This window comes from Kitasatospora sp. NPDC052896, from assembly GCF_044547075.1.
Lineage (GTDB): Bacteria > Actinomycetota > Actinomycetes > Streptomycetales > Streptomycetaceae > Kitasatospora.
On sequence record NZ_JBITZU010000001.1, the window covers coordinates 787,045 to 801,256 of the forward strand.

Annotated in this window: 11 protein-coding genes, 1 tRNA gene and 1 riboswitch; of the genes, 9 read left to right on the forward strand and 3 right to left on the reverse strand. The window is 73.0% G+C overall.

Going from position 1 to position 14,212, the window contains the following annotated elements; translation table 11 throughout:
• The first annotated feature begins 66 nt into the window (after positions 1–66).
• The 4 genes from ACIGXM_RS03745 to ACIGXM_RS03760 all read left to right on the forward strand — a co-directional run bounded on the left by ACIGXM_RS03745 (position 67) and on the right by ACIGXM_RS03760 (position 4,390).
• Positions 67–978, forward strand: coding sequence for a bifunctional DNA primase/polymerase (locus ACIGXM_RS03745; protein ID WP_396556431.1), 912 nt, complete (start codon positions 67–69; stop codon positions 976–978).
• A 38-nt stretch (positions 979–1,016) separates the two neighbouring features.
• Positions 1,017–2,744, forward strand: a complete 1,728-nt coding sequence (locus ACIGXM_RS03750) for an ATP-binding protein (RefSeq protein ID WP_396556433.1) — start codon at positions 1,017–1,019, stop codon at positions 2,742–2,744.
• Positions 2,745–2,763: 19 nt separating this feature from the next.
• Complete coding sequence (locus ACIGXM_RS03755; RefSeq protein ID WP_396556435.1) at positions 2,764–2,958, forward strand: helix-turn-helix transcriptional regulator; 195 nt, start codon at positions 2,764–2,766, stop codon at positions 2,956–2,958.
• Between the two features lie 64 nt (positions 2,959–3,022).
• On the forward strand, positions 3,023–4,390 hold the full coding sequence (locus ACIGXM_RS03760) for a tyrosine-type recombinase/integrase (protein WP_396556437.1): 1,368 nt from the start codon (positions 3,023–3,025) through the stop codon (positions 4,388–4,390).
• A gap of 138 nt (positions 4,391–4,528) precedes the next feature.
• On the opposite strand, the gene ACIGXM_RS03765 is transcribed toward ACIGXM_RS03760, so the two are convergent.
• A tRNA-Ser gene (locus ACIGXM_RS03765) sits at positions 4,529–4,616 on the reverse strand.
• 59 nt (positions 4,617–4,675) lie between these two features.
• A complete protein-coding gene (locus ACIGXM_RS03770; RefSeq protein WP_396556439.1) occupies positions 4,676–6,343 on the reverse strand; it encodes a S1C family serine protease in 1,668 nt (555 codons plus the stop codon).
• Between the two features lie 215 nt (positions 6,344–6,558).
• A riboswitch (TPP riboswitch) is annotated at positions 6,559–6,707 on the forward strand.
• Between ACIGXM_RS03770 and ACIGXM_RS03775 the strand changes: the two genes are divergently transcribed.
• The 4 genes from ACIGXM_RS03775 (at position 6,698) to ACIGXM_RS03790 (ending at position 11,057) form a co-directional block, all read left to right on the forward strand.
• Positions 6,698–8,101: a purine-cytosine permease family protein gene (locus ACIGXM_RS03775; RefSeq protein WP_396556441.1), complete on the forward strand. Its 1,404-nt coding sequence runs from the start codon at positions 6,698–6,700 to the stop codon at positions 8,099–8,101. Its footprint overlaps the riboswitch before it by 10 nt.
• 69 nt (positions 8,102–8,170) lie before the next feature.
• Positions 8,171–8,992 (forward strand): glycerophosphodiester phosphodiesterase family protein, encoded by an 822-nt coding sequence (locus ACIGXM_RS03780; protein WP_396556443.1) that lies wholly within the window; start codon positions 8,171–8,173, stop codon positions 8,990–8,992.
• A 277-nt stretch (positions 8,993–9,269) separates the two neighbouring features.
• Positions 9,270–9,959, forward strand: a complete 690-nt coding sequence (locus ACIGXM_RS03785; protein WP_396556445.1) for an ATP-binding protein — start codon at positions 9,270–9,272, stop codon at positions 9,957–9,959.
• Between the two features lie 117 nt (positions 9,960–10,076).
• Entirely contained in the window at positions 10,077–11,057 is a 981-nt protein-coding gene (locus ACIGXM_RS03790; RefSeq protein ID WP_396556447.1) for a DUF5926 family protein, read from the forward strand.
• 238 nt (positions 11,058–11,295) lie between these two features.
• Here the strand turns inward: ACIGXM_RS03790 and ACIGXM_RS03795 are convergent, their stop codons facing one another.
• Positions 11,296–12,003, reverse strand: coding sequence for a bifunctional DNA primase/polymerase (locus tag ACIGXM_RS03795; protein ID WP_396556449.1), 708 nt, complete (start codon positions 12,001–12,003; stop codon positions 11,296–11,298).
• A gap of 572 nt (positions 12,004–12,575) precedes the next feature.
• Here ACIGXM_RS03795 and ACIGXM_RS03800 point away from each other — a divergent pair.
• The gene (locus ACIGXM_RS03800; protein WP_396556451.1) at positions 12,576–14,093 is read left to right on the forward strand and encodes a PP2C family protein-serine/threonine phosphatase; all 1,518 of its coding nucleotides are present in this window, start codon (positions 12,576–12,578) and stop codon (positions 14,091–14,093) included.
• The last annotated feature ends 119 nt before the right edge of the window (positions 14,094–14,212 follow it).

Below are 14,212 nucleotides of genomic sequence, written 5' to 3' on the forward strand. Positions count from 1 at the left end.
CTCCCTAGCCCGGACCCCGGCCGCTCCCACTGCCCTGCACCGACATCGGAGACAGGAGACACCAGCATGACCCTTCCCCGCACCACCGCACAGCCCCCGCACCGTGGGCCCGCGCCCACCTGGCGGGCCGCCCGTGCGCATGCCCTGGCCGCCGCCGGCCGTGGCCTGCACACCTTCCCCCTCTCCCGGATCAAGCTCCCCGCCGTCCCCGGCGCCCACCGCGACCAGCCCGACCAGCGCTGCACCGGCGACTGCGGGCAGATCGGGCACGGCGTCCACGACGCCACCACCAACCTCGACCGCATCCGTGCCCTGTTCGCCGCCGCCCCCTGGGCCACCGGCTACGGCATCGCCTGCGGCCAGACCCCGCACCACCTGATCGGCGTGGACCTGGACCGCAAGAACGGCCTGGACGGCGTGGCCGCCCTGCAGGCGCTGGCCGAGCAGCACGGCTTCGTCGTCCCGGACACGGCTACCGTCGCCACCCCGTCCGGTGGGCTCCACCTGTGGCTCACCGCCCCCGCTGGGGTCCGGGTCGCCAACTCCGCATCCAAGCTGGGCCCCGGGATCGACGTGCGCGGTACCGGCGGCTACCTGGTCGGCCCCGGCTCGCTCGGCTCGGCCGGCCGCTACACGTTCGCGCTCGGCACCGACCCCGCGCGGATCGCCCCCGCCCCGGTCGGACTGTTGGCGTTGCTGGCGCCCCCTCCGGCCGAGCCGAAGCGCCGGGTGCAGGCGGTTCGGGGATCAAGCGGCCAGGGGCGGCTTGCGGCCCTTGAGGGGGTCGTTCTGGACGCTGGGGAGGGGGAGTTGAACAACCGTCTGTTCTGGGCCGCGTGCAAGGCGTTCGCCGCGGGCATCGACCCCTGCCGGGTGGAACAGGTCCTGTTGGATGCGGCTGTGGCCAAGGGGCACCCGGAGCGGGGCGCCGTGGCCACGATCGCCAGTGCTCGCCGCAACGCCGGACGCACCCGTTGAGCGCCCCGGAGGGCAAGGGGCCCTCGCAGGCGTCCCAGTTGGTTGCTCTCGCTCGGTCCCGCTACGACCTGGTGATGTCCGAGGACGGGCGCCCCTACGGTGTGCGGATCGGCGGCCCCGCGGTCGTGCTGCCCCTGCGGGGCAAGGCGGGGCTGCGCTCCCAGCTGGCGCGCCTGTTCACCGACGTCAACGACGGGCAGGTGCCTTCTCAGTCCGCGTTGGCGGACGCCATGACCGTGCTGGAGGGCATCGCCAGCGCTGTTGACCCGGTGCCGGTCCACCTGCGGGTGGCCGGCGGCCCCGGGCGCGTGGTGCTGGACCTGGGCACCGCCGACGGGCGGTGTGTGGTCGTCACCTCCGAGGGCTGGCAGGTCCAGGCCGCCTCCCCAGTGCTGTTCCGCCGCTCCGGGGCCATGTCCCCCATGCCCGAACCCGTCCGCAGTGACGACGGCCTGTCGCTGCTGCACGGGCTGCTGAACATGGACGACGACGCGTTCCACCAGCTCGTTGCCTGGCTGGTCGCGGCGTGGATCCCGCACATCCCCCACCCGGTCGTGACGTTCAAGGGCGAGCAGGGCACCGGCAAGTCCAACGCCGCACAGATGGTGGTCAACCTGGTTGACCCCTCCCCGGCGACGAAGCGCTCCCAGCCGCGGGATGTGAAGGCGTGGGCCACCCAGGCCTTCAACTCCTGGGCCCTGTGCCTGGACAACGTCTCCAACATCCAGCCCTGGCTGTCCGACACCCTGTGCAAGGCCGTGACCGGCGACGGCATCGTGGACCGAGCCCTGTACACCGACGACGACGTCGTCGTGCTCACCTTCCGACGAGTGCTGGCCATGACCACCATCGACGCCGGAGCACTCGCCGGAGACCTCGCCGAACGCATGCTCCTGCTCGACCTGCAGCTCATCGACGAAGAGAACCGCCGCAGCGAGGAGGAACTAGACACCGCGTTCCGCAAAGCTCGCCCGGCGATCATCGGTGCCCTGCTGGACCTACTCGCCAAGGTCCTGAAGGTCCTGCCCGGGCTCCGACTGGACCGGATGCCGCGCATGGCGGACTTCGCCCGTGTACTGGCCGCCGTAGACAAGATCCAGGGCTGGAACACCCTGCACTCGTACACGGTCGGTGCGGCGGACGTGAACGCGGACGCCCTGGACGGAGACCCGTTCGGCTCGGCCGTGGCCGCGTTCGCCGAGCAACAGGCGACCTGGACCGGCAGCGCCACGCGGCTGCTCGAACTCGTGCCCCCACCGGACGGGTTCCACCCGAAGTGGCCCAAGGACGCAACCCGGGTCAGCGGCCACCTGAAACGGATCGCCCCGATCCTGCGGTCGGTCGGGATCGGGTACGACGACACCCGCCGCGCCACCGACCGCAAGCGGACCAAGCTCATCACCCTCACCGTCATCAGAGACAGCGGGATTTCAGCGTCCGCAGCGTCCGCAGCGTCCGCAACCACCGCTGACCAGCCCACTCTTGCGGACGCTGACCCACCCGACAGCGTCCGCAACGACCCCCCACAGCGTCCGCACCCCCCGATTGCGGACGCTGCGGACGCTAATGCGGACGCTGAGCCCGCCACAGCGTCCGCACCCCACACCACCCCTGACCAGCACCGCAACCCCCATGCGGACGCTGCGGACGCTGCGGACGCTGTTTTGCAGCCAATCTCCGGACCGCACCCCCTCTGCACGGTCTGCCACACCCCGCTGAGCGCTGTGCTCGCCGCCGTCGGCGCCCGCAAACACCCCACCTGCTGACCCGGGAGGAGCAAGCACCATGCCCACGCAGGACCCGAAGCTCAAGCTTGGCGCCGTCCTCGAAGAGATCGACATGTCCCGCTCCGCCTTCTACCGCATGGTCGCCCGGGGCAAGGGACCGAAGATCATGAAGCTCCCCAACAACCAGATCCGGATCCGCCGGAGCGCCCTCGACGACTGGTGGGCCGCGCAGGAGCTGGACCCCGTCGCCTGACCTCGCCACATCCCCTCTCGGAGCCCCGGCCAACACCGGGGCTCCCTCCATTTCTGGAGCCCGATTGCTCACCTTCGAAGTACAGATCTACGGCCTGCGCGACCTCGGCCGCGGGCGGAAGCCCCATCAGCTCCGCTGGCGAGTAGGCCAGAAGCCGCATTCCAAGACGTTCGCCACGAACGCGCTCGCGGACGGCCGGCGGTCCGAGCTGATGACGGCTCAGCGCAAAGGCGAGCCGTTCGACGTGGACACCGGCTTGCCCGCTTCCGAGCTGCGGAAGCTCAACCAGGTGACGTGGTTCGCCCACGCCAAGCAGTACGCCGAGGCAAAGTGGCCGAGGTCATCGGCGAAGAACCGCGCCACACGTGCCGATGCACTCGCCACGATCACCGAGGTGCTGGTGACCGATCGCCGGGGGCAGCCGGATCGGCGGGTACTCCGCCGTGCGCTCTCCTGCTGGGCGTTCAACTTCTCGGAGCACCAGCCGGAACCGCCTGAGGAGATCACCACCGCGCTCGCCTGGATCACCACGAAATCCATCGAACTGGGCCGGCTGGAGGACTCCGAAACCGTCCGTATCGCCCTGGACGCCATCGCCCGGCTGCTGAACGGCAAGGTCGCGGCTGAGAACACCATCAACCGCAAGCGGATGGTGTTCAACAACGCGCTGCGGTACGCGGTGGAGCGCCGCCGCCTGCCCGGTAACCCGCTGCAATTCATCGACTGGACGCCACCGGAGACTGACGACGAAATCGACTTCCGGTGGGTGCCGAGCCCGCAACAGGGCCAGGCATTGCTGGAAGCCGCCGCGAAGGTCTCGGACCGGGGCCGGCACCTGAAAGCGTTCTACGGGTGCATCCTGTACGCCGCGACGCGCCCGGCCGAGGGGACGAACCTCCGCCTCGCTGACTGCGCCCTGCCGGAGACCGGGTGGGGTCAGCTGGTCCTCGGCAGCAGCTCTCCCCGGGTCGGTTCTCGGTGGACCGACGACGGGCAGTCGCACGAGGAGCGGAGTTTGAAGCGCCGGGCGCGGAAGGCCACCAGGGAGGTTCCGATCCCTCCGGTACTGGTTCAGCTGTTGCGCGAACACGTCGCTGAGTTCGGGACCGCACCGGATGGCCGGCTGTTCCGTGCGACCGAGGGCGGCCGGCTGCTGACCAAGGAAACCGCAGCCGTGTGGAAGGAGGCCCGCAAGCTCGCGCTGGCGCCGGAGGAGGTGACCACCGCGCTCGCCAGCGTGCCGTACTCGTGCAGGCACACCGCCGTGTCCGGCTGGCTGGCCGCTGGGGTCGACCAGACCGAGGTGGCCCGCCGAGCCGGACACAGCGTCGCCGTCCTCCTCCGGTTCTACGCGAAGATCATCAACGGTCGCCAGGAGCGCGCGAACACTCTGATTGAGCGATTCCTGGACGGCGAGGAACCGCCCGTGTAGACCCTCGATCCGTTCCACGGGTGTTCCACACGTACTGGGTCACCACGGCATTCAGGTGGGACAGCGTGGGACGGAATCGAAAAGGGCGGGTATCGGCATGTAGCCGATACCCGCCCTGATCTGGGCTTTCCCCACCAGCGGAGAGCGTGGGATTCGAACCCACGGTACGGGGTCACCGCACGACAGTTTTCAAGACTGTTCCCTTAGGCCGCTCGGGCAGCTCTCCAGGCGGAGGTCAGCCTAACGGGTCGGAGGGGGTGTGGGGCACCAGTTTGGGGGGTGGGGTCAGTTCTGGTCTCCGGTGCGGCTGCCGAGGGTGACCGTGGTGGTCATGGTCTGGCCGTTGCGGGTGTACTGGACCGGGACCTGGTCGCCCGGGGCGTGCGTCCAGATCTCGCTGACCAGGGCCGGACCGTTGTCGATCAGCACCCCGCCGAGCTTGGTGATCACGTCGCCGGGCTTGAGGCCGGCCTTGTCGGCCGGGCCGCCGGGGGTGACCGCCGGGGTGCCCTGGATGGCGGTGGGCGAGATCTGGGCGCCGTCGCCGTTGTACTGGTCGTTGCGCAGCACGCCGAGGACGGGGTAGACGGGGGTGCCGGTCTGGATCAGCATCTGGGCCACCCGCTTGGCCTGGTTGATCGGGATCGCGAAGCCCAGGCCGATGCTGCCGGCCTGGCCGGAGCCGTTGGAGTTCGACTGGATCGCCGAGTTGATGCCGATCACCTGGCCGCTCGCGTTGAGCAGCGGGCCGCCGGAGTTGCCCGGGTTGATCGAGGCGTCGGTCTGCAGCGCGTTCATGTACGAGGTCTGCACGCCGCTCTCGTCGCCGGAGGCGACCGGGCGGTTCTTGGCGCTGATGATGCCGGAGGTGACGGTGGACTCCAGGTCGTACGGCGCGCCGATGGCGATCGCGGCGTCGCCGACCGCGACCTGGTCGGAGTCGCCCAGCGGGAGCGGGACGAGCTTGCCGGCCGGCGGGTTGTCCAGCTTGATCACCGCGATGTCGTAGCCCTTGGCCTGGCCGACCACCGAGGCGGAGTACTCGGAGCCGTCGGAGAACTTGACGGTCAGCTTGCCGCCGCCCTGGGCCGGGGCCACCACGTGGTTGTTGGTGATGATGTGGCCCTGGGTGTCGAAGACGAACCCGGTGCCGGTGCCGGACTCCTGGCTGCCGTCGGCCTTGATGGTGACGGTGCTGGGCAGCGCCTTGGCGGCGATCCCGGCGATCGAGTCGGGGGCCCGGTTGAGCGCCTTGGTGTTGTCGCTGACGGTGGTCGTGGTGCTGCTGTGGCTGCTGCCGGAGCTGAACGGGCCGGACGAGTCGCCGTTGACCGCGGCGCCGACCACGCCGCCCAGCACGCCCGCGACCAGCGCGACGGCGGCGACCAGGGCGATCAGCCCGCCGCGCTTCTTCGGCGGCTGGCCGGGGGTGCCGTAGTCGCCCGGGTAGCCACCGGGGTAGCCGGGGCCGCCCGGCGCGCCGGGCTCGCCCGGGCCGGCGCCCCAGCCGCCGACCGGGTGACCGGCGCCGAACGGGTGGTGCTCGGCGTGCGCGGCGGCACCGGCCGGCGCACCGGGGGCGACCGGCGGCGTCGGCGCGGCGTACGGGTTGGCCGGCGGTTCGGCAAGGGTGGGGGCCGGCGGAGCGGCCGGCGGGGCGGGCAGCACCGGCGGCGGAGCGTCCAGGTACTTCGGCGCGGGAGCCGGAGCCGGGGCGGGCGCGGCGGCCGGCAGCTCCGTGGTCGGCTCGGCGTCGGCGGGGGCGGCAGGAGCGGGGGCAACAGGGGCGGCGGGCGCGGCGGGCGCCGGTGTGGGCTCCTCGCCGCTCAGCTTGGCGAACGCGAGGGTCGGCTGCGACTCACCTACCGACGGCGTGCCCCCCGGCTCACCGGTACCGCTGGAGAGCTGCTCCCCCTGCGGCCCGGTGGAGCCACTCTCGTGCTCGGTGCTCACGGACGACCTCCATAGCTGACAGGACCTTGGCCCATAGTTTTTCCTATGCCCGATCTGGTTGCCGTAAGGAGCTGCCTGAAGAACTGTTAAGAATCCTTAGGTCAACCCGACAGCACCAGCGCCCGGCCGGGCTCCCCCGACAGAAGTTCCGCGATCCGGGACGGCGCGCCTCCCCGCTTTGGCGTAATCCACACGCCGGGCTACCCTGACTGCCACATCTGACACGCGGGAGCTTGGACCCACCAGGCTGAGAGTGCGCTGGTCGACCGTACGCCATGGCGAGTGAGCCGGTGCGGGCGAGGGAGCGCTGACCGCCGGAACCTGTCCGGGTAATGCCGGCGTAGGGAGTCTGCCATGACGGCTGCGACGCCTTCCCCGTCCTCGACGCCACCCCCGTCCTCGGGCACGGCGACGCTGGATCGCCCCGACGGCGACGGGCCGGCCCGTGCCGAGGCCCCGTTGGTGCTGGACACCGCGCCGCCGCGCACCCTGGGCTTCCGCGACCAGTTCGCGCTCTGGGCGAACCTGGGCATCAGCCTGATCGGCTTCACCAGCGCCGCGACCGTGCTCGGCCAGCCGGGCAGCGAGCTGTCGTTCGCCGCCGCGACCACCGCGATCGTGGCCGGCACGGTGATCGGCACCGCGATGCTCGCGGTCGCCGCGCTCATCGGCGCCCGGACCGGGGCGCCCGCGATGGCCGTGCTGCGCGGGCTGTTCGGCACCCGGCTGTCGTACCTGCCGACCGTGCTGAACGTCCTGCAGTGCGTCGGCTGGGGCGTGTACGAGCTGACCGTGATCGCCTGGGGCGCCCAGACGGTCTCCGGCACCCAGGGCTGGCGCTGGCTCTTCGTGCTGCTCGCCGGGGTGCTCACCACGGTGCTGACGATCTGGCCGCTGGGCTCGATCGCGGCGCTGCGCAAGTACGTGGCGATCGCGGTCGGCGTGGCGATGGTCTACTTCACCGTCCAGCTCGGCCGCAAGGGTTTCCCGGATCCGGGCGCGGGAAACTGGCACGGTTTCCTGAAGGCGACGGACGCGATCATCGCCGTCTCGGTCTCCTTCGTCCCGCTGGCCGCCGACTACACCCGGCACTCGCGCACCCCGCGCGCCTCGTTCTGGGGCACCTTCTCCGGCTACACGGTGGCCCAGGTCTGGTGCTACCTGCTCGGCCTGATCGCACTGCTGCAGTCGCACGGCAACGCCGACAACCTGCTGGACTCCTTCACCGGGGTGGCGGCCGGCTGGGCGTTCCTGCTGGTGCTGGTGCTGCGCGAGGCGGACCAGTCCTTCGCGAACGTCTACTCGACCGCGATGTCGGTGCACAACCTCTTCCCCCGGGTGGACCGGCGGCTGCTGACCGGCGGGATCGGCGTGCTGGTGACCGTGCTGGCGCTGCAGATCAAGCAGTTCACCGACTCGTACTACAACTTCCTCGGCCTGATCGGCTCGGTCTTCGTGCCGTTGCTCGCGGTGCTGGCGGTGGACTTCTTCCTGGGCCACGGCCGGCGCGGCTGGGACCTCTCGCAGGACTCCCCGGCCCGGCCGCTGATGCTGCTGCCGTGGGCGCTCGGCTTCGCGGTCTACCAGTTCCTGGCGCCCACCGCGATCGCCGGCTGGTGGACCGGGATCTGGACGGACCTCCAGTCGCTGACCCACTTCACCCCGCAGCAGTGGTCCTCGGCCTCGCTCTTCTCCTTCCTGGTCGCCGGCCTGGCCACCTGGCTGCTCAACCTGCTGGTCCGCCCCGCCGCGCGGTAGGGCCCGCCGGCGCCCGTGGTTCGCACGGCCGTTGCATTCGATCCACCCGGACGTCCTAGTGTTGGGGCCGTGACAACTCCCGACCTCTCCCGCACCGACCCCTCCCGCACCCCCTCCGCGGTCCAGGTGGTGGCCCACCGGGGTTCCTCCGCCGCCCTGCCCGAGCACACCCTGGCGGCGTACCAGCGGGCCCTGACGGAGGGCGCGGACGCGGTCGAGTGCGACGTCCGGGTGACCGCCGACGGCCACCTGGTCTGCGTTCACGACCGGACCGTCACCCGGGTCTCGAACGGCCGCGGCACGGTCTCCGGGCAGACCCTGGCCCAGCTGTCCGCGTACGACTTCGGCTCGTGGAAGGCGGACGCCGCGGGCGGCCCGGCCCGGCAGCCGCTGCTGCGGCTGGAGAGCCTGCTGGAGCTGGTCGCCGACTGCGGGCGCCGGGTGGATCTGGCGATCGAGACCAAGCACCCGGTGCGCTTCGCCGGCCGGGTCGAGGCCAAGCTGCTGAGCGCCCTGGACCGGTACGGGATCGCGGCCGCGCCGAGCGACGACGAGCGCCCGCACGCCCGGATCATGAGCTTCTCGGCGACCGCGCTGGGCCGGGTCAGGGCCGCGGCCCCCGACTACCCGCGGGTCTTCCTCTTCGAGCACACCCTGCCGCTGCGGCTGTGGCCCGGCGCGGGCCTGCCGGCGGGTGCCGCGATCGCCGGACCGGGCATCGAGCTGGTCCGCCGGCAGCCCGACCTGGTGCCCCGGCTGCGAGCGGCCGGCCACCGGGTGCACGTGTGGACGGTGGACGAGCCGAAGGACGTCGAGCTCTGCCTGGACCTCGGGGTGGAGGCGATCATCACCAACCGGCCGCGCGAGGTGCTGGCCCAGCTCGGCCGCTGAGTCGTTCGGCGGAGCCCGCCGCCGAGCCGCTCCGGCAGGGCTCCCGTGCCGCGAATTGGCGTACGCGGGGCGCGGGCGGGGGTGGCGCGGCGGACCCGGCGTGCGCAATCCCGCTCCCCTGATCGACGCAGCGTAATCAGTTAATCACCACTTGCGCACAGCGTGTCGCCGCCCTCGAGGTAACTCGACAATTGACCGGCCACGATCGGTGCCGTCTGTTTCCGGCCCATTCCCCCGGGGCATCCATCCCTCGGCAAACGCTGAAGGAGGTCCGGGGGTGGCGTTGATGGTGGCGCGCGAAGTGCCGACTTCATCGACCATGGCGGTGCCGCACGGTCCGGCCAGTGTCGGGGCCGCACGGCGCCGCCTGAGGCGGGATCTGGGCGACCGGGAGGTGCCCGACACCGTCATCGATGACGCGGTTCTGATCCTTTCCGAACTGCTCAGCAATTCCTGCCGCTATGCGCGGCCGCTTGCTCCGTTGCTGGATCTCGACGGGGGGGTCGGGGAGGAATTCCTGGAGCGGTCGGATGATTTGCGGAACTCCGCGGAATCCGAACCGAACGAGACGGACGCCGCGGCGCAGGCGGCGGAGGCGGCCGAACTGGACGCGCTGCTGGTCGGCGCGCCGGTCGGGGCCCGGCACGCGGTCCGGCGTGCGGCACGGCGGGCAGCGGACGCCCGGGGCGCCCACTCGGCCCACCGCGCCCCCAGCGCGCCGGAGGACCAGGGCGGGGTCCTGGTGCGCTGGCAGGTGCACCCGGACGGGCGGCTGACCCTGGAGGTCACCGACGGCGGCGCGGCCACCCGGCCGCAGCCGGCCCGGCCCTCGCTCACCGCGAAGGGCGGCCGGGGGCTGAGCATCGTCGGCCGGCTGGCCGCCGACTGGGGGGTGCGGGACGCGCCGGGCGAGGTGACGGTCTGGGCCGCGCTGTCCGCGTACACCGAGCACGCCCGGTCGGCCTGACGGACCGTGGTGGAACACGGGGGCCGCGGGGAGTCCTCGAGGGCACGGCGGGCGGGGGAAACCTCAGTAGGCTGCCCGGGAGACAAAAGACACCACCGTTCCCGGGAGAGCCGCACCATGGCCAAGAAGGCCGCCAAGAAGTCGTCCCAGCCCAGCCGTCCCGGCGCGTCCGCCGGCAGCGTCCCGGTGGTCGGGGCCCGCGAGGCCTGCCCCTGCGGCTCCGGCCGCCGCTACAAGGCCTGCCACGGCCGGGAGGCGGCGCACGCCGTCCAGGAGCTGGTGCACCGTCCGTTCGAGGGACTGCCGGGCGAGGCCGACTGGGTGGCGCTGCGTGAGCTGGTGCCGGCGGCCACGGTCGAGCTGACCCTGGCCGCCGGCGTGCTGGAGAGCGCCGAGGGCGAGGTGCCGTCGGTCACGCTGGCGACCGTGCTCCCGCTCGCCTGGCCGGCGCTGCGCCGCCCGGACGGCTCGATCCTGCTCGGCCTGCAGACCCAGTCCTCCTCCGGCGACCTGAGCCGTGACCTGGCGGACGCCCTGGAGCAGGCGCTGGTCACCGAGCCCGGCAGCCCGGTGCCGACCCGGCGGGCCGCGCCCGGCCGTCGACTGCAGGAACTCCTCGACCCGAAGGCCGAGTTCACGCCGGCCGTGCACACCGGCTTCGAGTTCTGGCTGGAGGACGCGGAGTCCGCCACCGGCGAGGTGGCCGCCTCGCTGGAGCGTGCCAACGCCTCGGCGATCCCCACCGAGAAGCTGACCGGCGTGGACTCGGCCTACTGGTGCGGCACCCCGGACAAGAACCACCTGCGCTGGGTGATGACCGTGCCGGAGGAGCAACTGCTGGACGCGCTGGCCCGGCTCTCGGCGGCCGGCGAGGCCTCGCTCGGCGAGGGCACCAAGCTGGTCGGCTCGTTCCGCGCGCACGGGCTGACCGTGCCGGTCTGGGACCTGCCGACGCAGATGTCGGCCGCCGACTGCGAGAAGCCCGCGGCGGCCTTCGCCGAGCGGCTGGCCGGCGCCCTGGCGGTGCGCACGGAGCTCTCCGGCGACGAGCGGCGGGCCCGGGCGAATCTGGTGAACCGTCAGGTCACCCTGAACTGAACGGTACTGGGCCGGCAAGATCGTTTGACCGGCCGCAGTATGACTCCGATCACATTCCGGCCCGATAACCCGGGTTCCGGGGCGTCGGGCCGTGCAGGGAAATTGGCTACAGCGCCAATCCTTGTTACTGTCTAAACAGTCCGGTCGCTGGTGCATCCCCCGTCGCCAGCGGCCGGATCTTCCATTTCCGGGGCCGGGTCGCCCGTCGAGCCGCCCGACAAGGCCGCCGGACACCCCCTCAGTAGGCCAGCCGGCTGTCGTCCGGCGCCGCCGTTCCGGCCGCCACCAGCGCCTCCAGCAGGCTCGCCACCCGCGGCAGCCGAACGCCCCCCTCCGGCCGCGCCACCGGTCGCCGCACCCAGCGCACCGCCGCCGCGCCGCCCGTCCCGATCCGCGAGGGCGGCAGCACCAGATAGCCGTCCGGCCCGTGGTAGCGCACCGAGGTCGGCACCTCGCCCGGCGCACCGCCCGGCCGCAGCGTGGGCTCCTGGGCCGCCAGCAGCTCGGCCAGCTCGGGGTAGGAGAACGGTGCCACCAGCAGCGCGTACCGGGTCGGGGTGGCCAGCACCGGGCCGGTCGGCACCCGCAGCGCGTCGAAGTACGCCAGCAGCCGCGCCCCGGCCGCGGCCGGCAGGCTCACCGCCGACACCACCCGCCCGGTCGGCACCAGCACCGGCGCCTGCGGGCTGTGCTGCTCCCACCACCAACGCACCATCCGCGCCTCGGTGGTGGCCGCCAACAACGGCTGGTCGGCCGGGTGCGCGCCGGGCACGGCGCACAGCGGGTTGCCGCAGGAGCAGGAGACCTCCGGCGGCGCGCCGGCCGCCGCCCGCTCCACCACCACCGCTCCCGGCACCACCGGCCAGCGCCACCGCTCGGCACAGGTCAGCGCCGCCTGCAGCAGCGCCTGCCGGGTCCTGCGGTGCTTTCCGGGCTTCTCACGCATCACGATCGTTCCTCTCCGCGACCGGGTGGATCAAGACCATCGAGACCATCGAGACCTGACCTGACACGGCCGGGGAGCCGCAGGCCTGCTCAGAGCGACCGCTCGGGCGCCGACCGGGCCCGGGGGTACCACGTCGGCCGCGCACCGGGCAGGCCTTGGGCACGACCGTGGAACGAGAATCCCTCATGCGACCGGATGGACGCGCTCCGGCGTCCACCGGTTCCACCGTACGAGTGAGTGACTTCTGGTCAGCGAGGTCGCCGGCGGGGGGACCCCTAGGATCCGGGCAGGGTCCGGCGGCCTGTTCGGCGCTGCTCCGTTGGCCGGCGCCGCTCTGTTGCCGGCACCACTCCGTTGGCTTCTGCTCTGGTTGGCTTCTGCCCGCTGGCCGGGTGCTCCACTCCCGGACGGGCCGCACCGGGCCGACGCAGAACCAGCCATCCGGCAGGGGGCCGATCCTGGACATGTCCCGACCGTCCTGTGTAGAAGTGGGGCACTATGAGCGGTTTGGCAGGACCCCGTACCCGGGTCCCGGGTGCCGGGCGACACGTACCAGTGCTGGGAGTTGCGGCATGAGTGACAACCTTCCGTCCGCCGCCGACCGCAGCACTGGCCCCGGGCCGGGCGACCCCGCCGAGGCCGAGGGCGGCGCCGAGCCCGCGCCAGCCGGGCCGGGCGGGCTGGCCACCCTGCTGGAGCCGCCGCAGCCCGCCACCGCCTACCGGCCCGCGGACCGGCTGGCCGCGCTCGACTGGCTGTGCCGGCACACCGAGCGACTCGCCCAGGCCCGCGACCTGGCCGGCACGCTGACCGCGCTGCTGGAGTCCGGCGCCGACCTGCTGGGCGCCCGGCGGGCGCTGCTGGTGCCGGTCGCCCGGGAGCGCACCGACGGCGGCGCGGGTGGCGCGGGCCGCGGCCCGTACGGCGGCCCGGACGGCTCGGACGACCTCGACGGGCCGGACCGGGCCGGCTACGGGCCGATGGTCGGGCTGGGCCTGGACCAGGCGGCGCTCGGCACGCTGGAGACCGTGCCGATGGAGGACGGGCCGTTCGCCGGACTGCTGCGCCCGTTCGGCCGCCCGCGCCAGCTGCTCCACCCGGACCTGGCCGCCGAGCCGGCCCTCGGTCCGCGGTTCCGCGAGGTGGCGGCCGCCCTCGGCCTCGGTGCCTGCTACGCGCTGCCGCTGGCGACCGCCGAGGACGGCCCGCTCGGCGCCGCCGTCTGGTTCTTCGACGGCCCCGCCGAGCCCACCGCCGAGCAGCAGGAACTCGCCCGCAGGTACTGCTCGTTCGCCGCCCCGCTGCTGGCCGGCCGGCTGCTCGCGGAGCGCCGCCGGCGGGCCAGCGACGCGCTGCGCCGTGGCCTGCTGCCGGACCGGCTGCCCGAGGTCGCCGGGGTGCGGCTGGCCGCCCGCTGGGTGCCCGCCGGTCTCGACCTCTCGGCCGGCAGCGACTGGTACGACGCGATCGCGCTGCCGGACGGCACGATCGGGCTGACCGTCGGCAGCGTCTCCGGGGACGGCCCGGGCGCCGGTCCCGGCTCGGCCCCGGGCGCGGCCACCGCGATGGGCCGGGTCCGGGCGGCGCTGCGGGCCTACGCGGTGCTGGAGGGCGAGGACCCGGTCTCGGTGCTCGGTGACCTGGAGCTGCTGCTGAAGACCACCGAGCCGGCCCGCACCGCGACCGCGGTCTACGCCTGGGTGGAACCCACCGAGCGGCGGGTCACCCTGGCCGGGGCCGGGCACTGCCCGCCGGTGCTGGTCACCCGCTACGGCGCCGGCTTCGTGGAGACCTCGCTCTCCGCGCCGCTCGGCATGCTGAGCTGCTGGGAGGCACCGGGCGTCGAGCTGACCGCCGACCGCGGCGACCTGCTGCTGCTCTACACCGAGGGCCTGGCCCGACGCTGCGGCCCGACCCTGCACGCCGGGCAGGCCCGGCTGCGCAAGACCGCCGCGGACGCCCCGCGCGAGCTGCGCGGCGACCCCGACCGGCTCTGCGCCCACCTGCTGACCAGCTGCCTGGACGCCGGTGACGGGCCGGCCGGCCACGCGACCGACGACCTGGTCCTGCTCGCCGTCCGCTTCGAGTAGCGGACGGCGGGTTTCGGTAGTCTCCGAACGGTTGATCGGGCGCCCGTACCATGGGACCGACGGCCGCCCAACCGCGTCGCGATCCGATGCGTCCGGGGCGGCGAGACTCGCAAGGAGGC

Bases quoted from the DNA above. Each gene is read 5' to 3' on its own strand.
- ACIGXM_RS03745 (WP_396556431.1), top strand. From the start codon at position 67: ATGACCCTTCCCCGCACCACCGCACAGCCCCCGCACCGTGGGCCCGCG.
- ACIGXM_RS03755 (WP_396556435.1), top strand. From the start codon at position 2,764: ATGCCCACGCAGGACCCGAAGCTCAAGCTTGGCGCCGTCCTCGAAGAG.
- ACIGXM_RS03775 (WP_396556441.1), top strand. From the start codon at position 6,698: ATGACGGCTGCGACGCCTTCCCCGTCCTCGACGCCACCCCCGTCCTCG.
- ACIGXM_RS03790 (WP_396556447.1), top strand. From the start codon at position 10,077: ATGGCCAAGAAGGCCGCCAAGAAGTCGTCCCAGCCCAGCCGTCCCGGC.
- ACIGXM_RS03795 (WP_396556449.1), bottom strand. From the start codon at position 12,003: ATGCGTGAGAAGCCCGGAAAGCACCGCAGGACCCGGCAGGCGCTGCTG.
- ACIGXM_RS03800 (WP_396556451.1), top strand. From the start codon at position 12,576: ATGAGTGACAACCTTCCGTCCGCCGCCGACCGCAGCACTGGCCCCGGG.